Source organism: Aureimonas glaciei, assembly GCF_014643375.1.
Lineage (GTDB): Bacteria > Pseudomonadota > Alphaproteobacteria > Rhizobiales > Rhizobiaceae > Plantimonas > Plantimonas glaciei.
The window spans coordinates 437331-463535 of record NZ_BMJJ01000002.1; the positions used below are offsets into that span (position 1 = coordinate 437331).

General features: G+C 64.7%; 29 protein-coding genes, 1 tRNA gene and 1 pseudogene. 18 read left to right on the plus strand and 13 right to left on the minus strand.

Annotated features, from left to right (window positions below; all coding sequences use genetic code 11):
- Positions 1 to 30: 30 nt before the first annotated feature.
- The 7 genes from IEX88_RS06075 to IEX88_RS06105 all read right to left on the minus strand — a co-directional run bounded on the left by IEX88_RS06075 (position 31) and on the right by IEX88_RS06105 (position 5415).
- Positions 31 to 819, minus strand: coding sequence for an SDR family oxidoreductase (locus tag IEX88_RS06075; protein ID WP_188849675.1), 789 nt, complete (start codon positions 817 to 819; stop codon positions 31 to 33).
- Positions 809 to 1756 carry a dihydrodipicolinate synthase family protein gene (locus IEX88_RS06080; RefSeq protein WP_188849676.1) on the minus strand — a complete coding sequence of 316 codons (948 nt, stop codon included), beginning with the start codon at positions 1754 to 1756 and terminating at the stop codon, positions 809 to 811. Before IEX88_RS06080 ends, IEX88_RS06075 begins: the two co-directional genes overlap by 11 nt.
- A 50-nt stretch (positions 1757 to 1806) precedes the next feature.
- Positions 1807 to 2553, minus strand: coding sequence for an amino acid ABC transporter ATP-binding protein (locus IEX88_RS06085; protein WP_188849677.1), 747 nt, complete (start codon positions 2551 to 2553; stop codon positions 1807 to 1809).
- Positions 2550 to 3521, minus strand: a complete 972-nt coding sequence (locus IEX88_RS06090) for an NAD-dependent epimerase/dehydratase family protein (RefSeq protein ID WP_188849678.1) — start codon at positions 3519 to 3521, stop codon at positions 2550 to 2552. The genes IEX88_RS06085 and IEX88_RS06090 overlap by 4 nt, the downstream gene beginning before the upstream one ends.
- A 3-nt stretch (positions 3522 to 3524) precedes the next feature.
- A complete protein-coding gene (locus tag IEX88_RS06095; protein WP_188849679.1) occupies positions 3525 to 4199 on the minus strand; it encodes an amino acid ABC transporter permease in 675 nt (224 codons plus the stop codon).
- Between the two features lie 8 nt (positions 4200 to 4207).
- A complete protein-coding gene (locus IEX88_RS06100; RefSeq protein WP_188849680.1) occupies positions 4208 to 4876 on the minus strand; it encodes an amino acid ABC transporter permease in 669 nt (222 codons plus the stop codon).
- Between the two features lie 89 nt (positions 4877 to 4965).
- Positions 4966 to 5415, minus strand: coding sequence for a type 2 periplasmic-binding domain-containing protein (locus IEX88_RS06105; protein ID WP_188849681.1), 450 nt, complete (start codon positions 5413 to 5415; stop codon positions 4966 to 4968).
- Positions 5416 to 5656: 241 nt separating this feature from the next.
- On the opposite strand from IEX88_RS06105, the pseudogene IEX88_RS06110 reads away from it, so the two are divergent.
- Positions 5657 to 7719: pseudogene (locus IEX88_RS06110) on the plus strand (NAD(+) synthase).
- 263 nt (positions 7720 to 7982) lie between these two features.
- Here the strand turns inward: IEX88_RS06110 and IEX88_RS06115 are convergent.
- The 3 genes from IEX88_RS06115 to IEX88_RS06125 all read right to left on the minus strand — a co-directional run bounded on the left by IEX88_RS06115 (position 7983) and on the right by IEX88_RS06125 (position 10333).
- Positions 7983 to 8156, minus strand: a complete 174-nt coding sequence (locus IEX88_RS06115) for a hypothetical protein (protein ID WP_188849682.1) — start codon at positions 8154 to 8156, stop codon at positions 7983 to 7985.
- Positions 8157 to 8315: 159 nt separating this feature from the next.
- Positions 8316 to 9347, minus strand: a complete 1032-nt coding sequence (locus IEX88_RS06120) for a Gfo/Idh/MocA family protein (protein WP_188849683.1) — start codon at positions 9345 to 9347, stop codon at positions 8316 to 8318.
- Positions 9344 to 10333: an MDR/zinc-dependent alcohol dehydrogenase-like family protein gene (locus IEX88_RS06125; protein WP_188849684.1), complete on the minus strand. Its 990-nt coding sequence runs from the start codon at positions 10331 to 10333 to the stop codon at positions 9344 to 9346. The genes IEX88_RS06120 and IEX88_RS06125 overlap by 4 nt, the downstream gene beginning before the upstream one ends.
- A gap of 633 nt (positions 10334 to 10966) precedes the next feature.
- Between IEX88_RS06125 and IEX88_RS06130 the strand changes: the two genes are divergently transcribed.
- The 17 genes from IEX88_RS06130 to IEX88_RS06210 all read left to right on the plus strand — a co-directional run bounded on the left by IEX88_RS06130 (position 10967) and on the right by IEX88_RS06210 (position 24569).
- Positions 10967 to 12076 carry an NAD-dependent epimerase/dehydratase family protein gene (locus IEX88_RS06130; RefSeq protein ID WP_188849685.1) on the plus strand — a complete coding sequence of 370 codons (1110 nt, stop codon included), beginning with the start codon at positions 10967 to 10969 and terminating at the stop codon, positions 12074 to 12076.
- Entirely contained in the window at positions 12073 to 14112 is a 2040-nt protein-coding gene (locus IEX88_RS06135) for a GDP-mannose 4,6-dehydratase (RefSeq protein WP_188849686.1), read from the plus strand. Before IEX88_RS06130 ends, IEX88_RS06135 begins: the two co-directional genes overlap by 4 nt.
- Positions 14112 to 15227 carry a glycosyltransferase family 4 protein gene (locus IEX88_RS06140; protein ID WP_244639873.1) on the plus strand — a complete coding sequence of 372 codons (1116 nt, stop codon included), beginning with the start codon at positions 14112 to 14114 and terminating at the stop codon, positions 15225 to 15227. The genes IEX88_RS06135 and IEX88_RS06140 overlap by 1 nt, the downstream gene beginning before the upstream one ends.
- Entirely contained in the window at positions 15224 to 16354 is a 1131-nt protein-coding gene (locus tag IEX88_RS06145; protein WP_188849687.1) for a CgeB family protein, read from the plus strand. Before IEX88_RS06140 ends, IEX88_RS06145 begins: the two co-directional genes overlap by 4 nt.
- Positions 16351 to 17442 carry a CgeB family protein gene (locus IEX88_RS06150; protein WP_188849688.1) on the plus strand — a complete coding sequence of 364 codons (1092 nt, stop codon included), beginning with the start codon at positions 16351 to 16353 and terminating at the stop codon, positions 17440 to 17442. The genes IEX88_RS06145 and IEX88_RS06150 overlap by 4 nt, the downstream gene beginning before the upstream one ends.
- Positions 17439 to 18548 (plus strand): CgeB family protein, encoded by a 1110-nt coding sequence (locus tag IEX88_RS06155; RefSeq protein WP_188849689.1) that lies wholly within the window; start codon positions 17439 to 17441, stop codon positions 18546 to 18548. Before IEX88_RS06150 ends, IEX88_RS06155 begins: the two co-directional genes overlap by 4 nt.
- Before the next feature lie 12 nt (positions 18549 to 18560).
- Positions 18561 to 19598, plus strand: coding sequence for a UDP-glucuronic acid decarboxylase family protein (locus IEX88_RS06160; protein WP_188849690.1), 1038 nt, complete (start codon positions 18561 to 18563; stop codon positions 19596 to 19598).
- A gap of 2 nt (positions 19599 to 19600) precedes the next feature.
- Positions 19601 to 20353, plus strand: coding sequence for a TIGR04290 family methyltransferase (locus tag IEX88_RS06165; RefSeq protein ID WP_188849835.1), 753 nt, complete (start codon positions 19601 to 19603; stop codon positions 20351 to 20353).
- A 76-nt stretch (positions 20354 to 20429) separates the two neighbouring features.
- Positions 20430 to 20669 (plus strand): hypothetical protein, encoded by a 240-nt coding sequence (locus IEX88_RS06170; RefSeq protein ID WP_188849691.1) that lies wholly within the window; start codon positions 20430 to 20432, stop codon positions 20667 to 20669.
- Between the two features lie 130 nt (positions 20670 to 20799).
- Positions 20800 to 20964: a hypothetical protein gene (locus IEX88_RS06175; protein ID WP_188849692.1), complete on the plus strand. Its 165-nt coding sequence runs from the start codon at positions 20800 to 20802 to the stop codon at positions 20962 to 20964.
- A gap of 288 nt (positions 20965 to 21252) precedes the next feature.
- Positions 21253 to 21801 carry a DUF1003 domain-containing protein gene (locus IEX88_RS06180; RefSeq protein WP_188849693.1) on the plus strand — a complete coding sequence of 183 codons (549 nt, stop codon included), beginning with the start codon at positions 21253 to 21255 and terminating at the stop codon, positions 21799 to 21801.
- A 203-nt stretch (positions 21802 to 22004) separates the two neighbouring features.
- Positions 22005 to 22241: a DUF6894 family protein gene (locus IEX88_RS06185; RefSeq protein WP_188849694.1), complete on the plus strand. Its 237-nt coding sequence runs from the start codon at positions 22005 to 22007 to the stop codon at positions 22239 to 22241.
- A gap of 192 nt (positions 22242 to 22433) precedes the next feature.
- Entirely contained in the window at positions 22434 to 22856 is a 423-nt protein-coding gene (locus IEX88_RS06190) for a hypothetical protein (RefSeq protein WP_188849695.1), read from the plus strand.
- Positions 22853 to 23038, plus strand: a complete 186-nt coding sequence (locus tag IEX88_RS06195) for a hypothetical protein (RefSeq protein WP_188849846.1) — start codon at positions 22853 to 22855, stop codon at positions 23036 to 23038. Before IEX88_RS06190 ends, IEX88_RS06195 begins: the two co-directional genes overlap by 4 nt.
- A 61-nt stretch (positions 23039 to 23099) precedes the next feature.
- Entirely contained in the window at positions 23100 to 23315 is a 216-nt protein-coding gene (locus IEX88_RS06200; protein WP_188849696.1) for a hypothetical protein, read from the plus strand.
- A 98-nt stretch (positions 23316 to 23413) separates the two neighbouring features.
- Positions 23414 to 23647, plus strand: coding sequence for a DUF6894 family protein (locus IEX88_RS06205; protein WP_188849697.1), 234 nt, complete (start codon positions 23414 to 23416; stop codon positions 23645 to 23647).
- A gap of 100 nt (positions 23648 to 23747) precedes the next feature.
- Entirely contained in the window at positions 23748 to 24569 is an 822-nt protein-coding gene (locus IEX88_RS06210; RefSeq protein ID WP_188849698.1) for a Crp/Fnr family transcriptional regulator, read from the plus strand.
- Positions 24570 to 24586: 17 nt separating this feature from the next.
- Here IEX88_RS06210 and IEX88_RS06215 read toward each other — a convergent pair whose 3' ends face one another.
- The 3 genes from IEX88_RS06215 to IEX88_RS06225 all read right to left on the minus strand — a co-directional run bounded on the left by IEX88_RS06215 (position 24587) and on the right by IEX88_RS06225 (position 26146).
- Positions 24587 to 24868, minus strand: a complete 282-nt coding sequence (locus IEX88_RS06215) for a hypothetical protein (protein WP_188849699.1) — start codon at positions 24866 to 24868, stop codon at positions 24587 to 24589.
- A gap of 82 nt (positions 24869 to 24950) precedes the next feature.
- Entirely contained in the window at positions 24951 to 25667 is a 717-nt protein-coding gene (locus IEX88_RS06220; RefSeq protein WP_188849700.1) for a Crp/Fnr family transcriptional regulator, read from the minus strand.
- Between the two features lie 403 nt (positions 25668 to 26070).
- Positions 26071 to 26146: transfer RNA gene (locus IEX88_RS06225), tRNA-Thr, on the minus strand.
- Positions 26147 to 26205 lie beyond the last annotated feature (59 nt).

The window sequence follows — 26205 nt, forward strand, 5'->3', positions numbered from 1 at the left end:
TCCACCGGCCGGGGCTTAGCAAGGCGGGGTTCAGACGGCCTTGATGGCGCCGCCGTCGCAGCGCACGACGCTGCCGGTGACGTAGCTGGCCCGGCCGCTGACCAGGAAGGCGGCGACCGCCGCAAATTCCGCGACGTCGCCATAGCGGCCGGCGGGAATGCCGGCGCGAGCCGTCTGCCGGACGGTATCGATCGGCTTGTCCGTCCGCTTCGCATTGGCGGCGTCCAGCTCGTCGACGCGGTCGGTATGGATGCGGCCGGGCAGGAGCATGTTCACCGTCACGCCGTCGCTGGCGACCTCGTTCGACAGCGACTTGCTCCAGCCGACGAGGGCCGAACGCAGCGTGTTCGACAGCGCGAGATTCGGGATCGGCTGAACCACGCCGGACGAGGCGATGGTGAGGACACGGCCCCAGCCGGCAGCCCGCATGCCCGGCAGGGCCAGCGTCGTCAGTTCGATGACCCGCGCGACCATGACGGAAAACTGCTGCTCCAGGAGGCTGGCCGACATGTCGGCGGCCCCGCCCGGCGGCGGACCGCCGGTGTTGTTGACGAGGATGTCGATGCCGCCGAGCTTTTCCTGGGCGGCCTCCCAGATGCGGTCGACGCAGGCGGGATCGGTCAGGTCGACCTCAATCCACGCTGCCCGTCCGCCGCCTCTGGCGTTGATGGCCTCGGCATTCGCCTTCAACCGGTCGGCGCTGCGGCCGGAGAGGAGGACATCGACGCCTTCGGCGGCCAGCGCTTCGGCGATGCCGAGGCCCAGTCCGCGCGACGAGGCGAGGACGACGGCGCGCTTGCCCTTGATCTCAAGATCCATGGTTCAACTCCTTCACATTGATGTCGGTCCGGGCCATGAGGCGCAGGAGCTCGGCCTGGTCCAGGGGGCCGAGCTTCGGACCGGGCGCCCGCGTGCGGGGATCGGCGATGACGCCGCGGTGGTGCAAAATGGCCTTGCGCACCGCGAGGCCATAACCCGGCTGCTGCTCGTAGCGCAGGATCGGCAGATAGGCGTCGAAGATGTCCTCGGCGCGGTCGATCTCGCCGGCCGCGTGGCGGGCGACCACCTCGACCAGCATTTCCGGATAGGCAAAGCCCGTCATGGCGCCATCCGCCCCGCGGGCGAGTTCCTGCGGCAGATAGAGGCCGCCATTGCCGCAGAGGATGGAGAGCCGCGGCGTCTCGACGGTGCCCGATCCCGCGCGGACGGCGGACAATTTGCCGAGACCGGGGCAGTCCTCATGCTTCAGCATGACGATCTCGGGGCATTCGCGGGTGAGGGCGAGGATGGTGGCGGCCGAGATCGGCACCCCGGTCACCTGCGGGAAATCCTGAAGGCAGACCGGCACGCCGGGCCCCAGCGCCTCGCAGACCTGGTGGAAATAGTGGCGGATGCGGTCCTCCACGGCGGGCCCGGGCGTCGGCGCCACCATCACGCCGGCCGCCCCGTTTTCCATGGCGAAGACCGCCAGGCGCCGCAGATTGTCAATGCCGGCGCCCGAGACCCCAACGATGACGGGAACGCGCCCGTCGACTCGCCTGAGGACACGCGAAGCGAAGGCGCAGGCCTCCGCCTCCGTCAGCTTGTTCGCCTCTCCCATGATGCCGAGGATCGTGATCCCGTCGACGCCGTGTTCGAGATAGAAATCGACCAGACGGTCGGTGCTGGCATCGTCGACTTCGCCGGTGGCCGTGAACGGGGTCGCGGCGATGATGTAGACGCCGCGCGTGTGACGGTGGATCGGTTGGGTAGGCATCAGATTCCTCGATCAGAAGAGGGCTTCGGCGTTGGCGGGAGGGGAGCGGCTCAGCGGATGATCCGCTCCAGGAAGACGCGGGCCCGGGGACTGCGCGGCGCGTCGAAGAACTCGTCGGGCGGGCGGCGCTCGACGATGGCGCCCTGGTCCATGAACACCACCTCGTCGGCGACGCGGCGGGCAAAGCCCATCTCGTGAGTGACGCAGATCATCGTCATGCCGTCTTCGGCGAGGCCCGTGATGACGTCGAGAACTTCGCCGATCATCTCCGGGTCGAGCGCCGAAGTCGGCTCGTCGAACAGCATGGCTTTCGGGCGCATGCAGAGGGCGCGGGCGATCGCCACCCGCTGCTGCTGGCCGCCGGAGAGCTGGGAGGGCCGCTTGTCGGCGTGCTCGGCGATGTGGACCCGCTCCAGATAATGCATCGCCAGATCGCGCGCCTCGCCCCGCGGCATGCGGCCGATCTTGATCGGGGCGATGGTGAGGTTCTCGAGGATGGTGAGGTGGGGGAACAGGTTGAAGTGCTGAAACACCATTCCCACCTTGCGGCGCACCCGGTCGAGACCGCGCCCGCCCGGCGCCAGGCCTTCGCCGTCCACCAGGATCTCGCCCTTCTGGAATTTCTCCAGGCCGTTGATGCAGCGGATCAGCGTCGACTTCCCCGATCCCGACGGTCCGCAGATCACCACCTTGCGACCCTTGTGGACGGGCAGGTGGATGCTCTGCAGAGCCTGGAAATGGTCGTAGAATTTCGAGACGCCCTTGACGTGAATGAGCGGATCTTCGGCTGGCGTCATGGGGTGACGATCTCTTGCTGCAGGCCGGCCGATCGCACCCAGGCCATGTGATCGGCAGCGGCCAGCGCGATGTCGCGTGTGCCGGCATAGCCGCAGGCGGCCGACAGGCGCCGGATGTCCATCGGCGGGCGGCCTGGCGGGATCCGCGCCGTCACATTGGGCGACTGCGCGTCGAGGACCGGCTCCGGCAGGCGGGCGGCCGCGGCCCATTCGGCCGGGGTGGATGAGCGGCCGGCCCCGAGGTTGAGGGTTTCGCCGCCAAGGTCGCCGCGCTCCAGAACAAGGACGATCGCCGCGGCCGCGTCGCGGCTGTACAGCCAGTCGGCCCGCATCGCATGCGGCAGCCGCGCGTCGCTGCCGAGCCGCAGGATCTGGGCGTGCGGGCTGAGATCGGGCCGCGCGGCGCCAGTATGTTCCCAAGGCCCGAAAAGCGGTCCGAGCCGGAGGATGGTGAGGCCCAGATCGTGCACGACTGCCAGCCGCCGCGCGACGTCCTCGGCAGCCTGCTTGCTGATGCCATAGAGGCTGTCGGCCGAAAGCCGGCTGTCTTCGCGCAGCGTTTCCGCCCCGCCGGGGTCGCGCCCGATGGATCCGTACACGGCGATGGAGGACAGATGCACGATACGCCGAATTCCGGCCGTCGCGGCGGCCTGGAGCACGGCCGCCGTACCCCCGACATTGATGTCGACGATGCGCTGGGCCGCCGTGCGCTCCAGGGCGGCGTTGGCGGTGATCGCGGCGAGATGGACGATCGTCTCGGCGCCGAAATCCACGGCGTGCCGGACGAGCGCCGCGCTGTCGCACACATCCGTTGCGGCGAAGGCCACGCCGGACAAGGCGGCGTGGCGCGCGAAGGCGGCGGGCGGCGGCGAAAGGTCGAGCAGCAGGACCTCGTGCCCCCGTGCCGCTGCCGCTTCCGCCACGGCGAGTCCGAGGAACCCGCTGCCGCCGGTGATGGCAATCTTCATGGCTCAGCCCCGTGCAATGATGGCGCGGCGCTCCAGCACTGAAACCCAGCGCGAGAACGGCCACAGGAGGACGAAGAAGATCACGGCGACGGCCGTCAGCGGCGTCGGATTGTAGGTGAGTTCCTGCGCCACGCGGGCCGAGCGGAGAAGTTCCGGCATCGCGACGATCGAGGCGATCGAGGTCATCTTGACGAGCTCGAGCGCATTGGAGGCGAGCGGCGCGGCCACCCGGCGCGCCGCCTGGGGCAGGATGATCCAGATCATCGAGCGGATCCGGCCGAAGCCCAGCGCATAGGCCGCCTCGCTCTGCCCCTTGTCGATGGAGACGAGGCCGGCGCGAAAGATCTCGCCGAAATAGCCGGTGTTGTTGATCACCAGCGCCAGCACCACGGCGCCGAAGCCGCTGATGCGGATCTGCAGGGCCGGCAGGCTGTAATAGATGAGGACGAGCAAAACGAGCGCCGGGAAGGAGCGCAGGAGGTCGATCATCACGACGATGGCGCGGCGCAGGCCGGGACCGCTCAGCGAATAGGCGATGCCGACCAGGAGGCCGCTGGCGGCCGCCAGCGGCAGGCACACCGCGACGATCTGCAGCGTCACCCCCAGCCCCTGCATGAGCAGCGGCCAGACCGTGACCAGCGAGTCCCAATTGGCGAAATTGGCGAGAAAGAGGTCCATCGCTCGCCTCAGTAGGGCTGCATGCGCCGCTCGAGCAGGCGGCTCAAGACGACGAGGGGAATGAAGAAGGCGAGGTAGAGGGCGGCGGCCAGCATCAGCGGCGAGGGATTGGCGGTGATCGACATGTAGCTCTGCGCCGCGCCCAGCGTGTCGTTCAGCGAGACGGCAATGCCGAGGGCCGAGCCCTTGGTCACGGCGATGACGCGGTTGGTGACGAGCGGCGTCGCCAGGCGCAGGGCCTGCGGCAGGACGACGAGCCGCAGGGTGCGCCCCGGGCTGAGGCTGAGGGCGCGGGCCGCTTCCCACTGGCCCTTGGGCAAGGCCATGATCGCGGCGGAAAAGATCTCGGTGCAGAAGGCCGACAGCACCGCGCCGAGCGCCAGGGCCGTCGCCAGGAAGGGCGACAGGCGGATGCCGGCATAGGGCAGGGCGAAATACAGGAAGATCAGGATCACCAGCTGCGGCAGGGTGCGGAACAGCTCCACCCAGGCGGTGATGAGACCGTTGACATAGCGGTTGCCCACCAGCCTGAGGAGCGCCAGGCCGAGCCCGATCGCGACGCCGATGACGATCACCGTCAGCGCCACCTGGACCGTCGTCGCAAACCCCGCCAGCACCGAGGGCAGCGCGCCGGCGATGATCTCCAGGTTGAAGTAGTTCTCGCGAAGCTCGTCCATTCGCCGTTCTCTTGCGTTGCGAGGGCCGGCCCGAGCCTCTCGGGACCGTCCGCAGGGCGACCGATGGCGGCCCTGCGGGAAGGCTGGTCCTAGTTGCAGGTCAGCGTGTGCGGGGTCGCGTCATGGCCCTTGAAGCCGGGAGCGCCGTAGCCGGGATAGGCGGTGACGAGCGGACTGTCGGCCGGAACCTCGCCGCCATACCATTTGGTGTAGAGGGCCGAGAGCGTGCCGTCGGTCTTCATGCACTCGATCGCGTTCTCGACCTTGTCGCGATAGTCCTTGCTGTCATAGCGAAAGGCATAGCCGAACATGCGCCCGTCATAGTCCTCGAAGGCGAGCGTGATGGCCGGATTCTTCCCGGCCGCATATGCGGCGGTCGGGATCTCGTTGATCGCCGCGAAGGCGCGCTGGGTGATGACGGCCTGGACCGAGTCGGGAAAAGTCTCGTAGCGCTGAACCTCGAAGCCGAACTTTTCGGCGTTCTCGGTCGCCCATTTGTGACGTTGGGCACCACCCGTTTCATCCAAGGGGTGTGCCATGGCGTGTCCTCGGCGAACATCTTCTGCATGTCGACGCACAGATGCAGGCATTTCGGCCCGAGCGGTCCGTAGATCAGCTGGTTTTTATCATTCATGGGAGCCTCCTCGTCTCAAAAGAAACGAGGGCTTCCGTGCGTTCCCGGTCGATAGCTGGCTTCGGCTATTCTGAAATCTGCTGGATGGGAACATCCGGACGCCGCTCGATTTAGTAATCATCGACGAGACGGAAGCGGGAGTGGGCATGACGAATTTAGAGCGCGAGAGAAGCTTTCTGGCCTCGCACGGACACGGCTTCATCCGTACCGCGGTCGCGACGCCGCGGGTCCATGTCGGTGATCCCGTCCGCAACGGCGAAGCGATCCTGAAGCTCGCCGCGCAGGCTTCCGAGGGCGATGTGGATATCGTCGTCTTCCCCGAACTCTCGCTGTCCGCCTATGCGATCGACGACCTGTTCCTGCAGGAGGCGCTTCTCCAGGCCGTCGAGCAGGCAGTCGTCGATCTCGCCGAGGCAAGCCGGGATCTGGCTCCCGTCCTTCTGGTCGGGGCTCCGTTGCGGCGGGGCTCGGCTCTCTACAACTGCGCGGTGGTCCTGTCGCGGGGAAAGATCCTCGGCGTGGTTCCCAAGACATTCCTGCCGAACTACCGCGAATACTACGAAAAGCGCTGGTTCGCCTCGGGCCGAGCGGTGACCGGGTCGACGATCCGGCTCGGCGGCACGGCGGTGCCCTTCGGGACGGATCTGATCTTCGAGGCCGACGATTTCCGAGACTTCATCTTCCACGCCGAGATCTGCGAGGACATCTGGGCGCCGACGCCGCCCTCGACCGAAGGAGCGCTCGGCGGGGCGTTGCTGCTCTGCAATCTCTCGGCCTCCAACATCGTCGTCGGCAAGTCCGACGACCGTCATCTTCTCTGCCGTTCCCAGAGCACCCGTTGCCTCGCTGCCTACGCGTACTCGGCCGCCGGCGCGGGCGAGAGCACCAACGACCTCGCCTGGGACGGCCAGGGGATGATCTACGAAATGGGCGACCTCCTGGCGGAATCGGTCCGATTCTCCCGCTCCGATCAGCTGGTATATGCCGACGTCGACCTCCAGCGCATCCGGCTCGAGCGCATGCGCACGCCCACCTTCCACGATGCCGCGATCCGCCCGGAGAAGAGCGAGCCGTTCCGTCGCGTCCTGTTCCAGCATGAGCCGAACTACGCGGAGAGGGGACTGATCCGTCCCATCCGCCGCTTTCCCTATGTGCCCGACGAGCCGTCGCGGCTGGACGAGGACTGCTTCGAAGCCTTCAACATCCAGGTGGCGGGTCTGATCCGGCGCTTCGAGTCGACGCCGGGCGATCGGTTGGTCATCGGCATTTCCGGGGGCCTCGATTCGACGCACGCCCTGATCGTCGCCGCCAAGGCCTGCGATCTTCTCGGCCTGCCGCGCACGACCATCCTCGGCTTCACCATGCCGGGCTTTGCCACTGGCGACGCCACCAAATCCAACGCCTGGCGGCTGATGGAAGCCTTCGGTATTACCGGCGAAGAGATCGACATCCGGCCGGCTGCCCGGCAGATGCTGGCGGACATGGCCCATCCTTTCGCGAACGGCGAGCCGATCTTCGATATTGCCTTCGAGAACGTGCAGGCCGGGTTGCGGCCGACTATCTCTTCCGCCTGGCGAACCAGCGGAACGGCTTCGTCGTCGGCACCGGGGATCTGTCGGAACTGGCTCTGGGATGGTGCACCTACGGTGTCGGCGACCAGATGAGTCACTACGGCGTCAACGCCGGCGTGCCGAAGACGCTGATCCAGTACCTCATTCGCTGGACCGTCTCGACCGGTCAGTTCGACGCGGCGACGGGCGCGGTCCTCACCGACATTCTCGGCACGGAGATCTCGCCCGAACTCGTGCCCGCGGATGCCGAAGGCGTCATCCAGAGCACACAGTCCAAGGTCGGCCCCTACGAGCTCAACGACTTTTTCCTGTTCCACACCATGCGCTACGGCCAGTCGCCGTCGAAAGTGGCCTATCTGGCCTACGAGGCCTGGAAGGACGCGGCGGCGGGGTTATGGCCGGCGGGCTATCCGGCGGAGGCCAAGAACCAATACGACCTGGATACGATCCGGCTCTGGCTCGAGCGTTTCCTCGTCCGCTTCTTCCAGACCAGCCAGTTCAAGCGGACAGCCATGCCGAACGGTCCGAAAGTGTCCGCCGGCGGCAGTCTCTCCCCGCGCGGCGATTGGCGCGCGCCGTCGGATGGCCGGGCGGACGTTTGGCTGAAGAATCTCGGCGACAGCGTCAAGAACCCGTAAGCCACGGAATCGGTCGCAGACGCCGGCTTACTTTGCCGCTTCTTCGCACGGCCACCGATTGCGGCTCGGCACTGGGGTCTCGGTTCACGGCCTTGCGAAATTAATCCGCTCCTGCGACCTGGAAAATGGCCGGGTTGATGTCGCGCGTCAGCCATGCCGGCCGGCACATTTCAGAGCCCACTTCCGCCCGGGGTGATCCCTGAGGGCGAAGGCCGTCCTCTGCGGACCGACAGTCGCGACCATGACTGGCCACACAAGCAATCTCACGACCGTCCATCGATGGGCGGCGGGTTCTTCATGGCGCCCATCCGCTTCAGTTCCTCGCGGATCAGCGCGATCGAGCGGGTGCCGAGACCAGGCACCTGCGACAGCTGCTGGTCGGAAAGAGTGGAGAGGACGCTCATCCTCTTGATACCGTTCTCTCGGAGCGCGCGCACCACCCATCCCGGCAGCTTGCTCCTGATTACCAGGTCACTCCGGGGAGACGTCTGCGCCTTCTGCCAATCGAACCGTCGCCTCGGCATGTCCCTCGTCCAGCAATGCAGTCACAGTGCCATTTTCGAGCACCACCGCTGGCGCCATCAGCCGCAACGGGCTTACAGGCGCGCCGTTTCGTAGATGCGGTCGATAATTTCCGTCACGTCGATCAGACGCTCCGCTGCAGGGTCGAACCTGGCGCTCTGGCTGAGCTGCCGCGCCCATCCGATGGCGGCGCGTCCACCCCATTCGTCCGGCGGGTCGACGAGCCGTTCGCTGCTGGTTCCCGAAAAGCGCTCGGCGCTGAGGTCGTAGAAGGAGCCGCCGACATTGCGCATTTCCGCACCGCCCTCGGTGCCGAAGAAGCTGGCGCCGATGACGCAGTCGCGGCCGGCGTGAAGGCCCCAGGAACAGGCGAGCCGGATGACGGCCCCGCTGGCCAGTTCGAGTGTTGCGACGCCGAAATCCTCGACCGCATCCGTCCGGCTGCGGATCGGCTGACCCTTGGCCAGCAAATGACTGGTGATGCCCACCACTTTCGGAAAGTCGAGCGCCCAGAGCGCGAGATCGACGAGGTGGATCCCCAGGTCGATCACGCACCCCCCGCCCGAGAGAGTCTTGTCGTAAAACCACGGCTTGTCCGGCCCGTAGGCGTTGTGGAAGGTCAGGTCGACAGCCATGACCGTTCCCAGCTGCTGCGACTGCAGCAGGGCCCTGATCGCCTGCATCGCCTTCGTCTCCCGGTAGGAGAGGTCGACGCCGAGGAGACGGTCGGCTGCCCGCGCCGCGTCGACGACGGCCCTGACTTCCCCCGCCGTGCGCCCCAGCGGCTTCTGGCAGAAGACCGCCGCCCCTGCCTGAAGGGCGCGAAGCGACTGTTCCGCGTGCTGAGCGCTGGGCGTCGCGATGACGATTCCATCGAGGTCCTCCGCCAGAAGCTCGTCCAGATTGCTCACACACTTCGCTTGGGGGGCCACCAGCGCGGCCGCCTGCAGCATTTCGGCGGAGGGATCGGCGATGGCGGCGGCCGAGACCTGCCCGGTGGCCAGCATGGCCTCCATCCGATGCCGTCCGATCCAGCCGACGCCGAGAAAGCCAAGCCTTGGCTTCTGGTCGGTCAGGGTCTGCTCTTGCGTGAGGGTGTTCGTCATGGAGCCAATACCAGCGCCTTGATGAAGTTGCCGGGCCGGTCGCGCGTGTCGTTGAGCGCCTGGTCCAGCTGGTCCATCGGGTAGCGATGCGTGTAGAGCGAAGACGGATCGAGACGGCCTTCCGCGATCGCCTCGACGGCGTCGCGGATGCCCTGGACGTAGACGGCCGGATCACGCTCATGAGCGTTGATCACGTCGAGCCCCTTCCAGTTCCACATCTGCATGTTCACCTGTCGCGGACCGTCCTGATGATAGCCGGCGACGATCAGCCGCCCGCGCTCCGCAGCGAGTTCCCCCGCCAGGTCGAGGGGCCACTGCATTCCGACCGCTTCGATCACCCGCTCGCAAAACCGCCCATCGGTCAGGGTCCTGACTTCCTCGATGATGCGCCAGTGGTCGTCCATGGCGATCGTCTCTGCCGCTCCCATGCGCCTGGCGACCTCAAGCGATTCCGGGCGTCGTGATACGCCGATGACACGCGCGCCGGCCTTTGCGGCGAGTTGGGTCAGCAGCGCGCCGAGAAAGCCGATGCCGACGATGGCGACGGTTTGGCCGGGCCGGATGTCCGAACGCTGGAAGATGTTCATGGCGCAGCCGAGCGGTTCCCCCGGAAAAGGCTGACCGTCCAGGGCGGCAGGAAGCGGCACGACATTCTCCTGCGGCGCGAAGTCGTGGCTGGAATAGGCGTGGTAGCTCAGGGCAGCCACACGGTCGCCGACGGCGAAACGCGTGACGCCGGGACCAACGGCGTCGATACGGCCCCAGCCCTCGTGGCCGAGCCCCCCCGGTTCGGTCGGAAACGTCATCCATTCCGGCCCCGACCAAGGGGTCAGATTCGAGGCGCAGACTCCGCAGCCTTCCAGGCGCACCCGCACCTCGCCCGCGACAGGCTCCCGGAGCGCCGCCTGGGCAAGGAGGATCTTGCCGGGACCGGAGACGACGACACCGGAATAGGCATGCGCCGCCGGGCTGGGGGATAGGTCCATGGATGTCTCCTGTCGTGATGGGCAATGGCGAAAATTTCCGCGCGCGATGACGCCCGCTGTGACATCCCCGACGGCGCCGCTTCCACGGACTGCCGCTGCCTGGCCGGAGGGCGAAGGCAGAAGCGGCCCCGATCGGTGTGCATCAGCCGTCAGCCCGGATGATCGCCTGCGAACACCGCCGCGTTGTCACTGTCTCTCCGCAGGTGATGGTGCCCGCGATCTCGGTTTGAACTCCGGCCCCCTGTAGGCGTTCCGCAGGAAGTTCATCAAGGCTGTTCGATGAGGTTCGAAGGATTGAAGTTTAGCCACCGATCCAATTCGCTTGGGGAGAACCGACTATAACCGGCGCTGACATACGCAGGCGGCCAATTAATTTCCTGGCCCTGCTCGCATCTCTGTAGCCGCCTCAGTAACCAAAGAGAAAACCTCCTGTAACGCCTACATAACGCGGTTCCCGAGCGGCAAAATGTCTAGTCGACATATGGAATATATTTTGCCGCCTCCGCGTTTCCAGCCGGATGTCATTGATGAAGTCATTGATGTCACCAAAGATGCCGTAGATGAAGGAACCATCCGCCGGCCGTCAAGTTCGAAGGTCAGCATGTGTTTTAGACCATCAGCGATGGGGGCCTCATGGCAACGATTCTTGTGACCGGAGGATGCGGCTTCATCGGCCGCCATGTCGCGGAAGAGCTCCTGCAGCATGGATATTCAGTCCTCATTCTCGACGCGCTGATCGACCAGGTCCACGGAGACGCGGAGGCATCCGTGCCAGAAGCGGCGACAGTCCTCCGCGGTGACGTCAGGGACAAGGCGGCGGTCGAGGAGGCGCTGGTCGGTGTCGATGGCGTCATCCATCTGGCGGCCGAGGTCGGCGTCGGTCAGTCCATGTACGAAATCGCCCGCTATGTCGGCGGCAACGACCTAGGCACCGCGGTCCTCCTCGAAGCCATGATCGGCAAGCCGATCCGGCGGATCGTCGTTGCGTCCTCGATGAGCGTGTACGGCGAGGGGCGTTACAGGTCTGAAAGCGGCGCCAAGCTGGCGGGCGTCGTCCGTCGCAGCCCCGACCGGATCAAGAAGGGGGTCTGGGATCTCGTCTCCCCGACAGGCGAGGCGCTCGTGCCGGTGGCGACGGACGAGGAGAAGCCCGTCGACCTCGCGTCCATCTACGCGCTCACCAAGTATTCGCAGGAAAAGCAGGTGTTGATCTTCGGCGAGGCCTACGGCGTCGATGCCGTGGCGCTTCGGCTTTTCAACGTGTTCGGTGCCGGCCAGGCGCTGTCGAACCCCTATACTGGGGTGTTGGCCAACTTCGCATCCCGGCTCGCCAACAACCAGCCGCCTCTGATCTTCGAGGACGGCCAGCAGCGCCGCGATTTCGTTCATGTCGAGGACGTCGCCCGGGCCTTCCGTCTGGCGCTCGAAGAGCCGCAGGCGGCAGGTCACACGATCAATGTCGGCAGCGGGCAGGCCTACACCATCGCCGAGGTTGCGATGTTGCTGGCCGATGCCATGGGCGTGCCGCAGATCGCCCCGGAGATCATGGGGAAGGCGCGCTCCGGCGACATCCGCAACTGTTTCGCCGACATCTCGAAGGCGCGCGATCTCCTCGGCTTCGAGCCTCAGGCGCGGCTCGAGACCTCCCTTGGCCCCTTTGCGGAATGGGTTCGGGGCACCGGGGGCATCGACCGAGGGGCCGAGATGAAGCGCCAGCTGGAAGAGCGAGGATTGATTTCATGAACTCATCCGTCCCTCCAGATCGGGCGGCACCAGGCAAGGCCTACGGCTTCGTGGAATGGTTTCGCCCCGGGGAGTTCGAGCGCACGGAGCAGCTTCTTCCCGACATCATCGCCAGTGGTGCGAGTCACCTTCGGACGCACCTTTCATGGGCGGAGTACCTCGCCCCGGGGGGCGAGGCCTGGTTCGATTGGCTGATCCCGCGTCTCGGCACGCAGATCGATCTCCTGCCCTGCGTCCACTACACGCCGCCGTCGCTGTCCCGCACTGGACGCGCGTCCGGCGCGCCGCACGATCTCAAGGCCTATGCCGATTTCGTCGACCATGTGCTGACGCGCTACGGCAAGCACTTCCGCCACATCGAGCTCTGGAACGAACCGAACAATCTCCTGGACTGGGACTGGCGCGAAGACGGCGACTTCCAGCTCTTCTGCGAGATGGTCGGCGGCGCGGCCTATTGGGCGAAACAGCGCGGCTGGAAGCCGGTCCTTGGCGGCCCCAGCCCCTTTGATCCCCTCTGGCTCGACCTGATGGGCGAACGGGGTGTCCTCGCCGTTGTTGACGCCGTCGGATTTCACGGCTTTCCCGGCACCTGGGACAGCGAGGAGGGCTCCTGGGGCGGGTGGGACATGCATCTTGGCGAAATGCGCAAGATCATCGACCGCTATAATCCGCAGTCCGAGATCTGGATCACCGAAACCGGCTACTCCACCTGGCGCAGCGACGAGATCGAGCAGGCCCGACGCTTCATGACCGCGCTGTCGGTCCCGGCCGACCGCCTCTACTGGTACTCCTGGGCCGACATCGCGCCCACGGTGCCCGTTCAGGAGGGGCTGTGGTTCGATCCGCGGCACTACCATCTCGGCGCCGTCACCCACGACGGCCAGCCAAAACTTCTGGCGCGGCTGTTGATGGAAGGCGGAGCCGCGCGGCTCGGCGAGGTGACAAAGCTCGCGGCGCCAAACCTCTCGAAAGGGACGGCGCCTATCGTCATCACCGGCGGCAGCGGCTTCATCGGCTCGAACGTGGCCGACTCCTACCTGCGCGACGGCGAAGACGTCATCATCCTCGACAACCTCGCCCGGCCCGGCGTCGACCAGAACCTGGCTTGGCTGATGGAAAACCACGGGCAGCGCGTCCACCCGGTTCTGTCGGACGTGCGCGATCTGCGGGGCATCGAGGCGGCCTTCAAGGATGCCAAGGCCGTCTTCCACTTCGCCGCCCAGACAGCCGTGACGACCAGCCTCGTGCAGCCGATGGACGATTTCGAGACCAACGGTCGCGGCACGCTCAACGTGCTGGAGGCCGTACGTCAGGCAGGGCGGAACGCGCCGGTCATCTTCGCCAGCACGAACAAGGTCTATGGCTCGCTCGACGACATCGCGATGATCGAGAGTGACGACCGCTACATTCCAGGCGCTTCCGAGGTGCGGCTGAATGGGATCGGCGAGGATCGCCCACTGGACTTCTGCACCCCCTATGGCTGCTCCAAGGGCGTGGCGGACCAGTACGTGCTGGACTACGCGAAGTCTTTTGGCCTCCCGACCGCCGTGCTGCGCATGAGCTGCATCTATGGGCCGCGGCAGCTCGGCACCGAAGACCAGGGATGGGTGGCGCACTTTCTCATCCGGGCGCTCGCCGGAGAGAAGATCTCGATCTACGGCGATGGCAAGCAGGTCCGGGACATCCTGCACGTCGACGATACCGTCGCGGCCTATCGCTCCATCCTCGCCCACATCGGCGAGGTGAAGGGCCAGGTCTTCAATCTTGGCGGCGGGGCGGGGAATGCGGTGAGCGTTCTCTCCGTGCTGCGCGAGATCGAGAAGATCACCGGCCGGCACGTCGATACCGATTTCGGCGACTGGCGTGCGGGCGACCAGCTCTATTTCGTCGCCGATACGCGCAAGCTGGCGGACAGGCTGGACTGGCAGCCGCGCGTCGCTTGGACCGAAGGGCTGCGGCATCTCGCGGAGTGGCTGGTCGAGCATCGGTTCGGTGGCCGCCCGCCGGCTGAGCGGAAGCTGAAGGTACCCGCCTGATGCAGCCGCAGGCAGCCCATCCTCGGCGCATCCTGATGACCGTCGATGCGGTGGGAGGGGTGTGGCGCTACGCGATGGATCTCGCTGCTGGTCTGCAGCCTTTGGGATTCGAGACGGTGTTCTATTGCCTGGGACCGAAGCCGAGCGAAGCTCAGCTGGCTGAAGCGCGAGAAATCGGCGAACTCATCCTCGGCGACGAGCCTCTGGATTGGATGGTGGAAGACGAGTCGGCGCTGAAAGGGGTTCAGCACGCAGTGGCGGACGTGGCTCTTCGAAAGGGCGTCGACCTCGTCCACCTCAATCTTCCCTCGCAGGCTGCCGGGCTCGATTTGCCGATGCCGATCGTGGTGGTCGCCCATTCTTGCGTCTGTACCTGGTTCCACGTTGTCCGAGGAACACCGGTTCCCGACGCCTGGCAATGGCAGTGGAAGTTGAACCGCCAGGGCTTCGATCGGGCCGATGCCGTCCAGATGCCGAGCCGCAGCCATGCGGAACTGTCGAGGCAGGTGTACGGGCCGATCGACAGGCTTGGCGTCATTCACAATGCGACGCAGGTGCCCGCGAGGGCGGTGGAGAAGGTCGACCGGGTGTTCGCCGCCGGGCGTTGGTGGGACGAGGGAAAAAACGGCGCCGTCCTTGACCAGGCGGCCCTCGGCTCCGGCTGGCCGCTCCTGATGGCCGGCGCCGATCGCGGGCCCGGCGGGCAGCATCTGCCGCTCGCCAACGCCGACCACCGGGGGGCGCTGTCCCATTCCGAGACCATGCGCCTGATGCGCGAAGCGGCCATCGTCGTGTCGCCCTCGCTCTACGAGCCTTTCGGTCTCGTAGCGCTGGAGGCGGCGCGCGGGGCAAGCGCCCTCGTGCTGGCCGACATTCCCACCTATCGCGAGCTCTGGGACGAAGCCGCCCTCTTTGCCGATCCCAGTGATCCCGACGCCTTCGCCAGCGCGATCAAGCTGCTGACGCAGGACCCCGTTCTCCGACGGACGCTGGGTGAAAAGGCACAAGAACGCTCGTTGGACTTCACCGTGGCCGCACAGGCAGGGGCCGTCAGCCGTCTCTACCAGTCACTCCTCGCGTCAGTGCCGGCCATGGAGGCAAGGGAATCCGCATGAAATTCTTGTTCTACACCCACTCGTTGATCTCCGACTGGAACCACGGCAATGCGCATTTTCTGCGTGGGGTCATTCGGGATCTGGTTCGGCGGGGTCACGACGTGCTGGCGTTGGAGCCGGAAGACAGCTGGAGCCGTGCCAACCTGATCGAGGATCAAGGCGCGGAAGCATTGGCGGACTTCCATGCAACGTTCCCGCAGCTGATGTCGCGCATCTACGGCGCCGACTTCGATCACGAGGCCGCGGTGGCGGAGGCCGACGTCGTCGTGGTCCACGAGTGGACGGACCCGGCGCTCGTCGAGCGGATCGGAAAGGCGCGGGCGAACGGGGGCGCGTTCTCGCTTTTCTTCCATGACACGCACCATCGCGCCATTTCGTCGGAGGGGGACATCGCCGCGCTGCGGCTGGAAGACTACGACGGCATTCTCGCCTTCGGCGAAACCTTGCGGCAGCGCTACCTCAAGGCCGGATGGGGAAAGACGGTCTACACGTGGCACGAGGCGGCGGACGACGCTCTCTTCCGGCCGCTTCCGGACATCGAGAAGAGCGGCGACCTGATCTGGATCGGCAACTGGGGTGACGACGAGCGGTCGGCCGAAATCCTGGAATTCCTCGTGCGCCCCTCCCAGGCGCTGCAACTGAAGACCACGGTGCGCGGGGTGCGCTATCCCCAGCACGCCTTGGCTGCGCTCGCCGAGGCCGGCATCGAGTATCGCGGCTGGATCGCCAATGCGCGGGCGCCGATGGCCTTCGCGCAGCATCGGGTGACCGTCCATATTCCCCGCCGCCCTTATGTCGAGAACCTGCCGGGCATTCCGACCATCCGCGTCTTCGAGGCGCTGAGCTGCGGCATCCCGCTCATCTCCGCTCCCTGGGAGGATGCCGAGAACCTGTTCCGACCGGGCAAGGATTATCTGGTTGCCCGCAATGGCGCGGAAATGACCCGGCTGATGAAGGACGTGCTCGCTGATCCCCAGCTGTCGGCCGACCTGGTTGCCGCCGGGCTCGAGACCATCCGCGCCCGGCACACCTGCCGGCACCGCGTCGACGAGCTTCTGACCATCCTGACGGAATGCGGCAGCGCGCGGGTGCTCGAACTGTCCACCACTGCGGAGGCTGCGCAATGAAGATCGCCTTCTACGGCTCCAGCCTCCTCTCGGCTTACTGGAATGGTGCGGCGACCTACTATCGGGGCCTGCTCCGCGCCTTGGCCGCGAAGGGCTACGACATCACCTTCTACGAGCCCGACGTCTACGACCGCCAGGCGAACCGCGACATCGACCCGCCGGACTGGTGCAAGGTCGTGGTCTACGAGGGAACCGTCGACGCCCTCAAAGCCGTGACGGCCGAGGCGGCGACGGCCGACGTCGTGGTGAAGACCAGCGGCGTCGGCTTCGAGGATGCCCTGCTCTTGCAGGAAGTGCTCCGTCACGCCCGGTCGGACGCCCTGAAAATCTTCTGGGATGTCGATGCCCCGGCGACGCTCGCCGAAATGCGCGCGGATGCGGGGCATCCCTTGCGCGCGGCGCTGGCGCGGCTGGACCTGGTGCTCACCTATGGCGGCGGCGATCCGGTGGTGAATGCCTATCGCGGGATGGGCGCCCGGGACTGCATCCCGATCTACAATGGTCTCGATCCGCAGACGCACCATCCCGTCGCGAAAGATAATCGCTTCACCGCTGAACTGGGTTTCCTCGGCAACCGGCTTCCGGACCGCGAGGCGCGCGTCGAGCAGTTCTTCCTAGAGCCGGCTGCCCGGCTGCCGCAGCAGACGTTTCTGCTGGGGGGCTCCGGATGGCACGACAAACCCATGTCGCCCAACGTGACCTATCTCGGCCACGTCCCGACCCGTGACCACAATGCCTTCAACGTCACGCCGAAGGCCGTGCTCAACATTTCCCGTGTCAGCATGGCGGAAAACGGCCTGTCTCCCGCCACCCGCGTGTTCGAGGCGGCCGGCGCCGGCGCCTGTCTCATCACCGACTACTGGGAGGGCATCGAGCTCTTCCTGGAGCCGGGGGAGGAGGTGCTCGTCGCCCGCGACGGCCGCGACGTGGTGGAGGCCCTGGCAAGCTTGAGCGCGGAACGGGCTGCCGCCATCGGTCGAAAAGCGCTGGCGCGCGTGCTGGCCGAACACACCTACGACACCCGTGCCGAGACGGTCGACGCCATCTTCAGCCGTCATGCGGCAAGCCGCCGGGAGCTGGCGGAATGACCAGCCCCCTCGACATCGTCATCGTCGGTCTCACCCTTTCCTCGTCGTGGGGCAATGGTCACGCCACGACGTACCGGGCCCTGATCCGCGGGCTCGAGGCGAACGGACACCGCGTTCTGTTCCTGGAGCGGGACGTTCCCTGGTACGCCGCCAACCGCGATCTTCCCGATCCCGACTTCTGCCGGCTGGTCTACTATTCCGACGTCGACGGCATGATCGGCTCTCACGCGGAGCGGCTTCAGGCTGCCGATGCCGTCATCGTCGGATCCTATGTGCCGGAGGGAGTCCAGGTCATCGACAGGCTGATGGACCTCGGCGTGCGGCGCCTCTGCTTCTACGACATCGATACGCCCGTCACGCTGGCAAAGCTTGCCCGCGGCGACGAGGAATACATCGCCCGGCGCCAGATGCCGTTGCTCGACGCCTATTTCTCTTTTTCCGGCGGCGAGGTCCTCGACCGGCTCCAGCGGGAATTCGGCGTACGCACTGCGCGGGCGCTCTACTGCTCCGTCGACGCCAGCCGTTACGAGCATACGGGCGAGCCCTTCGTCTGGGATCTCGGCTATCTCGGCACCTACAGCCCCGACCGTCAGCCGACGCTGGAGCGGCTGCTGATCGAGCCGGCGCGGCGCCTTCCGCACCGGCGTTTCGTCGTCGCCGGGCCGCAATACCCCGCCGACATCACCTGGCCGGACAATGTCGCGCGGATCGAGCATCTGCCACCCTCCGAGCACGCGAGCTTCTACAGCCGCCAGCGCTTCACATTGAACGTCACCCGGGCCGACATGATCGCCGCCGGCTGGTCGCCGAGCGTGCGGCTGTTCGAGGCGGCCGCCTGCCGAACGCCCATCATCAGCGACGCGTGGCGCGGCCTCGACGAATTGCTGCCGGAGGGCAGGGCGCTCGTCATCGCCCGGGATACCGATGACGTGGTCGAAGCCCTGACGGCCATCGATGAACCCGCCCGGCTGGCGCTCGCGGACAGCGCCAGGGCGATCGTCCTTCACGAGCATACGGGTCTCGCCCGGGCCCGCGGGTTTGCGGCCGCCCTGGCGGACTTGCCGGAGACGCTCGACCAGCCGGGGCAGCCACGGATTTCAGCCTGAGGAGTAGACAGGATGTTGCAGAGAGCTCGAAACGGGAACGGCAAGACTGTTCTTCTGGCCGGAGGGGCCGGCTTCGTGGGGTCGCATCTTTGCGATGCCTTGCTCGCGCGAGGTGATCGCGTCATCTGCGTCGACAGTTACCTCACGGGCTCCGAAGCCAACGTCCAGCCGTTGATGAACCATCCGAGCTTCCGACTGATCGAGAAGGACATCTGCCAACTGGAGCAGATCGACGAGCCGCTGGACCAGATCTACAACCTCGCCTGCGCCGCCTCGCCGCCGCAGTATCAGGCCGATCCGGTGCACACGATGATGACCTGCGTGGCAGGGACATGCAATCTGCTGACGCTGGCCGAGCAGCACGGGGCTTCGTTTCTCCAGGCCTCGACCAGCGAGGTCTACGGCGATCCCGCCCAGCATCCGCAGCGCGAGGACTACCGCGGCAATGTCAGCTGCACCGGGCCGCGTGCCTGCTACGACGAGGGCAAGCGCGCCGCCGAGGCGCTGTGCTTCGACATGCTGCGAGCCGGACGGGCCGACGTACGCGTGGCCCGGATCTTCAACACCTACGGCCCGCGCATGCAGCCCGACGACGGACGCATCATCTCCAACCTTCTGGTCCAGGCGCTGTCAAACGAGCCGCTGACGATCTACGGCACGGGCGAGCAGACGCGATCCTTCTGCTTCGTCAGCGACCTCGTCGCCGGCCTCATCGCGCTGATGAACGTCGACCCGAATCCAGGCGGGCCGGTCAACCTCGGCAATCCCGGTGAGTTCACGATCAACGAACTGGCGACGATGGTTCTGGACATGGTGCCGACGCAGTCGCAGCTCGTTCATCGGCCCTTGCCGCAGGACGATCCGACTCGCCGTCGCCCGGATATCTCTCAGGCCCGAAACCTGTTGGGATGGCAGCCGAAGGTTCCCCTGTCGGAGGGTCTTCGCGTCACCGCCGACTGGTTTGCCGGCAGCCTCGGCAACCCGCCGGAAGAGGCGCGCGCCCCGGCATGGCTGCCGGCGTCCAAACTCGAGACATGCGTCGGGAGCTGAGGATGGGCGTACATCTGACGAGCGAAGAACTGAGGCAAGAGATCGCCAACCTCGGCCCCTGGTTCCACAATCTCGACATCCACGGCGTTCGCACCGCTCCCGACCATTTTCTCGGGGACTATCCCCGTTTCAAATGGGAGGGCTTCAAGCAGATCATTCCGGACGATCTCGAAGGGCGCAGCGTTTTGGATGTCGGCTGCAATGCCGGCTTCTACAGCCTGGAGATGAAGCGTCGGAACGCCGGACGCGTCGTCGGGATCGATTCCGATCCTCACTATCTGCGCCAGGCACGATTTGCGGCAGAGCAGTCCGGCCTCGACATCGAATTTCGACAGATGTCGGTCTACGAGGTCGCGAAGCTTCAGGAGAAGTTTGATCTCGTGATCTTCATGGGCGTGCTCTACCATCTCAGGCACCCCCTCCTGGCGCTCGATCTCCTCCACGAACACGTGGTCAAGGATCAGATGCTGTTTCAGTGCTTGCAGCGCGGAGACGAACGCGTCCCCGAGCTCGAAGAGAACTACGACTTCGGCGAATGGTCGATTTTCGACCGCCCCGATTTTCCGAAGCTCTTTTTCGTCGAAGAGCGGTATGCGTCCGATCCGACCAACTGGTTCATTCCCAACCAGTCGGCGGTGCAGGCGATGCTGCGAAGTGCGGGCTTTTCCATCGAGGCAAGTCCGGAGCGCGAGGTCTATCTTTGTCGTCGCGGCCAGCGGCATTACGCCGTCGAGACGATACCGACGCTGGTGTGAGCTCTGCTCGACTGAGCTGCGCTGTGATGTCCCTTGAATAAGTGCCGTTCCCCGCGGGGGTAACCCAGTAAAATCCATGCGCAGAAATCTCGTCGCCCTCGGCGTCGGACTGATCGCCTTGACCGCGGGAGCGGTCACGTTTCGAACGGCACAGGCGAGGCGGCAGGTCGAGCCGACCGGCCGCTTCCTCACGGTCGACGGCGTTCGGCTTCATAATGCTGCGTTCGGCTCGGGCGAGCCGATCGTTCTGTTGCAGGGAAACGGCAGCCTGATCCAGGAATTTCTCAGCAGCGGCCTCGTCCACTACGCGATGTGATCCGTGCCGTGGTGCAGGGGGTGAGCGATGCAGGTTCGAAACATCAGCTAACCACGCAGAAATCCTGGAACTCAGCTCATCCTAACCTGTTCAATTGTTGAATTTTTTCGTCTTGTCAGTGGGATAGAGCATGAGCCTCAGCAAGCGTGATAGAACAGTGGCCGTGTCCCTTATAGTCGGCGCTATCGTGGCGGCTTTACTGGTCTACGGTCTTTTTACCGATTGGTTCGGGATCTACGGCGTCGAGCAGAAGCCGGACGGAGAAGCCGTGGAAACTACATCTGGCGGCGGGTAAAATTTTCTGCGCGGATTCCGGCCTGGCCTGCACCAACTTACTAGGACGGGCAAGCGTCAAGTGGCGCGTCTGGCGAGACATGGTGGGGAGACGGAATGATTAAAGTGCCCGCTTCAAACCACGTGACATATGCCAGACCTCACCATCGTCGGCATATCGTATGCATCGCGGGTGGGACTCTTCGCCAAGACGGGCAACGGCAATAATCCATAGCTTCTATCGTCCTCGCTTCAGCCCCTGCCTAGGCGACGCGACCTGATCCGGGCCCCGAACAGAAGAGCCACTCAAGTGCCGACCCCCACCGTACCCAAGCCCGGCTCCGAAGGATTGTCCGCCTCCCTCAAGCGCAACATCGAGATCCTGAGGGACCGGCGCGACAAAGAAGCGGCTTCCGCCAGCCGCGAAGAAAAAGTCGCCAATGCCATCACCTCGTTCACCGGCAGCATGCGGTTCGTGTACCTGCACCTCGTCCTCTATGGCTCCTGGATCCTGATCAATCTCGGCCTTCTGCCGATTATTCAGCCCTTTGATCCGTCGTTCGTGGTTCTGGCGATGGTGGCGTCTGTCGAGGCGATCTTTCTGTCGACCTTCGTTCTGATCAGTCAGAACCGGACGGCGAAGGCGCAGGATAAGCGTGCGGATCTCGACCTTCAGATCAGCCTTCTTGCCGAGCACGAGCTCACCAAGCTGACGGAAATGGTTGCGGCCCTGCGCGACCATCTGGGCATCAGGACCGAGGTCGATGACGAGATCGAGGAAACAATGAACGACGTGGCGCCTGAGGCCGTGCTGGACGCCCTCACTACGCAAGGAGAAAGTGCCTCGGGGAACTCCTAATTCCTTATCCGCTTCTGGCGTTGCCCCTGATTTTACCCAGTCGTGAGTTCGTTTGCGGGTTGAGCGACGGGCGTCGGGGCCCTTGCCGAGGCGCGGTGTCGGCGCCCGTCGTAGATGGAAGGTGGCGGCGAAGGCGGACGGGGTGCTCCAGCCGAGTGCAGAATGGGACGGGTCGTGTTGCACTGCGATCGGGAGGTCACGGGTTGTCGATATTCTACTTGCACATCCGAGATGGGGAATTGCTTCTCGCGGACGTCGAGGGACAGGAGTTCCCTGATGTCGAGGCCGCACATGCCGAAGCCGTCAGATCGGCGCGGGAAATGCTGGCCGAGAAGGTCAAGTTGGGCGAGATCGTCGATGGGCAGGAGATTGAAATTGTGGACGAGGCAGGTGACGTCGTGGGTCTGGTGCCGCTGAAGGAAACTTTTCGGGTGGCGTGACGCGTTCAAGAAACCTTAGGCAGCCATCGCAAGATGCGTTGGCAGTTGGCGCGGCCTCGCAGGCTCGGCGATACTGCCGCATCGGGCGCTTTGGCATCCGGGCTCCTCTCGCGGTCGACATCGTTGAGATCACGGGTCGGAACTTACGCCGGACGCTGAACCTTAAGCTCTGGCGGATGTGAGGAGGCGGAAATGCCGGAAGAAACTGACGACGGGATGGGCCGCTTCGGCGGTGAGAAGCTACGACAGCACCAGATCCAGACGAATGCTCTGCCGGACAAGCACGCGAACAGCACCGGCCACGAGAACCGCGACGACAAAATCGTCTCTGCCGAATTCAGCGGATTAGACAATGATCTGGTCGATATGGCGCGCTTCAGTGCGCCGAATACCGGTGATGATGGGCTCGGCCCGACAGACCGCAACGAAGACGCACGTGGTCTTCCCGCCGGCCAGAGCATGGACTCGGCCGAGCAGTCGGTGACCCGATACGATCAGTCGTCCGGACAGGGTGCGGCCGACCCATCAAGCGAGATGTCGAATGACGAGATCGATGAGACTTCGGCTGGTGGCTTGCGCTATCCCGACGATGAAATTGAAGGAGCCTCGCGGTGAGCACGGAAAGCATGTCGGACATCATCCGGGAAGTCATCATCGACGAGCTGAAGCGCCAGTCGGAGAATAGCAACGCGGCGCTCACGGTACAGACGACAGACGATTTGGTGACCATCAATGGGCCGGTCGATCTGGACGATCTCGTGATGGTGGTTATCGGGTCCGTCGCCGGCGGGCCGTGAGCCGCCCCCCAAGATGTACAGCGTCAGGTCACGCCCGTCTGGTGCCTACTGGAGTGCTCACTTGTCGACCCAATTCCGGATCTCCCTTCTCATCTACGGAATGGTCAACGCCGTCCTTTTCGGTATTGGCGCCGTCACCGTTCTGTCGATCCCGTCGCTGCAAGAGCAATGGAAATTCCTGATCCCCATTGTCGTCGTCGCCAGCTTCGTGCTTGCAGCGCCGATCGCTTGGTTCATAGCGCCTCGGCTCAGAGCGCGGTATTGGCGGGACCGATAATGCACTAAGGCTCGAAAGCCTGACTTCGGTGCGCGGCCCATTGTGGATTATCGATCGCACGTCATCATATTGCCTGGCGTGGACTGGTGGATTGAACGATGCGCTACTTTCTGCACATGCGCCGAGGTGAAGAGCTCATCCAGGACCCGGATGGTACAGAGTTGCCCGATCTGGATGCTGTGATGGCGGAAGCTATCCAGGGCGCTCGTCAGATCCTCGCTGAGAACGTGATGTCCGGTTCCGTTGTCACCGGACGAAAGTTCGAAATCTGCGACGAGCAAGGGAAGGTGCTCCTCGTCGTTCCGTTTTCCGAAGCGGTCAAGCTGATTTGAATGGGTCCGGCTTCAGCAGGCATCGCGGGCACCACGGGAGAACCGATTTGTCAGGAGCGCGTACTCACGACAAGATGCGACAGCTCAGGAGAGCTCCGGGATGAGCAATGTGCTGACGATGAAGCTGGAGCAGTTTACCCGCTTCAGTCCCTCCGAGCGCGAGCGGCTCGACGACCTCTCAAACCATCCGAGGAAGAGCTTCGCCCGGGGCGAGACGATCATTCGCGAGGGAACGAAGGTCCACAATATCCACCTCGTCGTGTGCGGGCTGGCCGCCCGGTCGAAGACGCTCGCAGACGGAACACGTCAGACCCTGGCCTTCCTTGTCCCCGGCGACCTCTGCGACGTGGAAGTCTTCGTCCTGCAGGCCATGGACCACGACATTATCGCCGTGACCGACACGACGTGCGCGCTGATACCGACCAAGGAAATGGAGGACCTCCTCAGCGAGTTCTCTAGCATCACCAAGGCATTATGGTGGAGCACCATGACGGATTCGGCGGTTCTCCGCGAACGGATCGTCGATCACGGCAGTCGCGATGCGCGCCAGCACCTTGCCCACATGTTCTGCGAGCTGCTGATACGCTACCGCATCATCGGTGATGCCAGGGACAACGCGATCCCCTTTCCGCTGACGCAGGAAGAGCTCGCAGAGGCGACCGGCATGTCGCCACCGCACATCAACAGGGTCTTGCAGCAGCTTCGTGGAGAGGGGCTCATCGAACTGAGGGGCAAGGTTCTCAAGATACTCGACGCCGAAAGCCTCATGAAGGTGGCGCAGTTCCAGACGGGCTATCTCCATCTCAATCGCACGGAGGCCCGAGATCCCGAGGTGTCGGGGCGTGCGGACGATCTTGTCCCCGCCTCTCCGAAGGGGCTGGTGCAAGGTGTCATCAACAAAGTGACACGGGTCTTCGAGTGATCAGGGCGTCGGCCCGGTCAGAACGGTGTCGCTACCGATCGATCGGCCGGCCTGGACGAGGCCGCATTCCGTTCGATCCAGCTCCGAATCTCGCCCAGGTCGTCGAACACCTGACGCACCGGTGACGGAAGGCCGTCGAACGTCGCTTCGACATGCCACCTGCCGAGATATCTGTCGCCATGGCTTTCGTCTTCGAGCTGCACGATGACGGCAACGAGCAGCCCATGGCGAAGGACGAGCATACCTTTCCTGTCGCGGCTCGCCGCCATCGCAACGTCGATCGGTTGGAATGTGACCATCCTCGCGTCCCAAGCCATGGAGACGGGCACTGAGATCGGGCCGAGCGATGTCAGTTCACGCTTGTTTCCCGCGACCCAGCAGTCAGCCCGTTCCATCGATGAGCCGTTCGTACTCGCGCTCGGCCAGGCCATAGCAGCCGCCCGCCACCTCTTCCATCTTCGCCCGGTTCAGCATCAGGATGTGACCCCTGGTCGCTTTGATCAGGCCTGTGCCTTCTAAGATGTGGATCTCGTCGGTGACCCCGGGCCGTCTTACACCCAGCATGAGCGAGAGGTAGTCGTGGGTCAGCGGCAAATCGTCCCCTGCAATCCGATCGTGGCTCATGAGCAGCCAGCGAGCGAGGCGCTCTCTCACGCTGTAGCGTCCATTCGCAAGGGCGGATTGGGCAAGCTGGATTTCGTAGGTATGAACGTAACGCAGGAGAAGACGGCGGATAGGAACGTCCTCCTCCATCGCTTCCAGGAAAACCGATGCTTCCATCCTCAAGCCAGCGCCGGCGACCTGCATGAACGTGCGGTTGGGCGACTGCAGCGAGCCCAGAACAAGGTGGGCGCCGGACATGCCCTCCCAGCCGATGTGGCCCACCTCGATGTGCTCGTTGTCGCCACTGGAGGCGATGATTGATCCAAGTCCGTTCTCGATGAAATGGACATGGCTGGTCTCGACGCCGGGGGGAACGATGACAGTTTTCAAGGGTAGATCGACCGGTTCCAGATGGGGCCGAATGCGCGCGAAGCTTTTCGCCGGCATCATCTTCAGGAGACGGTTCTGAAGGGCATCTTGGAATGGAGCTGACATTGGGTGACCTTCGCGGGACGCAGCCCGCCCTCGTCAATAGCATGAAGCTCGACGCCAAAGCCCTACGGGAGCCGCAGGCCCAAAACCATGATCTAGATTAGAACCTTACGGATTTCCGACCCGCGGGCGTTGATCGCGGAGGTACGACAAGCGGAGTCTTCAGGATTGCGGAAAGAGGCGCTGGCGGCGGGAGCAGGATGCCATTTAACGTGCAATTTTGATCCCGCGATGCAGTAGGCCCCTCGTGCCGGACAGGATGCGCCGGTCATAGGCAGAGCCTGAACTTGGCTGCGGCCTGGGTGCTTCCCAAACTAATCGACCGGGACGCCAGCGAGTGAGCTTCCCATGCGCGAAAGCTGAGAAGCAGTCGGCGCCAATATCTGGCCTAAGTGCTTGTGAGATTTGGTGCCGCTTAGGTGACTCGAACACCTGACCCCGTCATTACGAATGACGTGCTCTACCAACTGAGCTAAAGCGGCAAATCCGGACCGGAGGTTGGTGCTTCCGCGGACGGCGATCAGATAGCCGCAAATGGGGA

What these genes read in the sequence shown, in the direction of transcription:
- IEX88_RS06105 (WP_188849681.1), bottom strand. Translation starts at nt 5,415, where the DNA reads ATGGCACACCCCTTGGATGAAACGGGTGGTGCCCAACGTCACAAATGG.
- IEX88_RS06125 (WP_188849684.1), bottom strand. Translation starts at nt 10,333, where the DNA reads ATGGACCTATCCCCCAGCCCGGCGGCGCATGCCTATTCCGGTGTCGTC.
- IEX88_RS06170 (WP_188849691.1), top strand. Translation starts at nt 20,430, where the DNA reads ATGCGCAGAAATCTCGTCGCCCTCGGCGTCGGACTGATCGCCTTGACC.
- IEX88_RS06160 (WP_188849690.1), top strand. Translation starts at nt 18,561, where the DNA reads ATGTTGCAGAGAGCTCGAAACGGGAACGGCAAGACTGTTCTTCTGGCC.
- IEX88_RS06205 (WP_188849697.1), top strand. Translation starts at nt 23,414, where the DNA reads ATGCGCTACTTTCTGCACATGCGCCGAGGTGAAGAGCTCATCCAGGAC.
- IEX88_RS06085 (WP_188849677.1), bottom strand. Translation starts at nt 2,553, where the DNA reads ATGACGCCAGCCGAAGATCCGCTCATTCACGTCAAGGGCGTCTCGAAA.
- IEX88_RS06080 (WP_188849676.1), bottom strand. Translation starts at nt 1,756, where the DNA reads ATGCCTACCCAACCGATCCACCGTCACACGCGCGGCGTCTACATCATC.
- IEX88_RS06215 (WP_188849699.1), bottom strand. Translation starts at nt 24,868, where the DNA reads ATGGTCACATTCCAACCGATCGACGTTGCGATGGCGGCGAGCCGCGAC.
- IEX88_RS06100 (WP_188849680.1), bottom strand. Translation starts at nt 4,876, where the DNA reads ATGGACGAGCTTCGCGAGAACTACTTCAACCTGGAGATCATCGCCGGC.
- IEX88_RS06075 (WP_188849675.1), bottom strand. Translation starts at nt 819, where the DNA reads ATGGATCTTGAGATCAAGGGCAAGCGCGCCGTCGTCCTCGCCTCGTCG.
- IEX88_RS06210 (WP_188849698.1), top strand. Translation starts at nt 23,748, where the DNA reads ATGAGCAATGTGCTGACGATGAAGCTGGAGCAGTTTACCCGCTTCAGT.
- IEX88_RS06165 (WP_188849835.1), top strand. Translation starts at nt 19,601, where the DNA reads ATGGGCGTACATCTGACGAGCGAAGAACTGAGGCAAGAGATCGCCAAC.
- IEX88_RS06140 (WP_244639873.1), top strand. Translation starts at nt 14,112, where the DNA reads ATGCAGCCGCAGGCAGCCCATCCTCGGCGCATCCTGATGACCGTCGAT.
- IEX88_RS06150 (WP_188849688.1), top strand. Translation starts at nt 16,351, where the DNA reads ATGAAGATCGCCTTCTACGGCTCCAGCCTCCTCTCGGCTTACTGGAAT.
- IEX88_RS06145 (WP_188849687.1), top strand. Translation starts at nt 15,224, where the DNA reads ATGAAATTCTTGTTCTACACCCACTCGTTGATCTCCGACTGGAACCAC.
- IEX88_RS06130 (WP_188849685.1), top strand. Translation starts at nt 10,967, where the DNA reads ATGGCAACGATTCTTGTGACCGGAGGATGCGGCTTCATCGGCCGCCAT.
- IEX88_RS06090 (WP_188849678.1), bottom strand. Translation starts at nt 3,521, where the DNA reads ATGAAGATTGCCATCACCGGCGGCAGCGGGTTCCTCGGACTCGCCGTG.
- IEX88_RS06190 (WP_188849695.1), top strand. Translation starts at nt 22,434, where the DNA reads ATGCCGGAAGAAACTGACGACGGGATGGGCCGCTTCGGCGGTGAGAAG.
- IEX88_RS06095 (WP_188849679.1), bottom strand. Translation starts at nt 4,199, where the DNA reads ATGGACCTCTTTCTCGCCAATTTCGCCAATTGGGACTCGCTGGTCACG.
- IEX88_RS06175 (WP_188849692.1), top strand. Translation starts at nt 20,800, where the DNA reads ATGAGCCTCAGCAAGCGTGATAGAACAGTGGCCGTGTCCCTTATAGTC.
- IEX88_RS06135 (WP_188849686.1), top strand. Translation starts at nt 12,073, where the DNA reads ATGAACTCATCCGTCCCTCCAGATCGGGCGGCACCAGGCAAGGCCTAC.
- IEX88_RS06220 (WP_188849700.1), bottom strand. Translation starts at nt 25,667, where the DNA reads ATGTCAGCTCCATTCCAAGATGCCCTTCAGAACCGTCTCCTGAAGATG.
- IEX88_RS06155 (WP_188849689.1), top strand. Translation starts at nt 17,439, where the DNA reads ATGACCAGCCCCCTCGACATCGTCATCGTCGGTCTCACCCTTTCCTCG.
- IEX88_RS06120 (WP_188849683.1), bottom strand. Translation starts at nt 9,347, where the DNA reads ATGACGAACACCCTCACGCAAGAGCAGACCCTGACCGACCAGAAGCCA.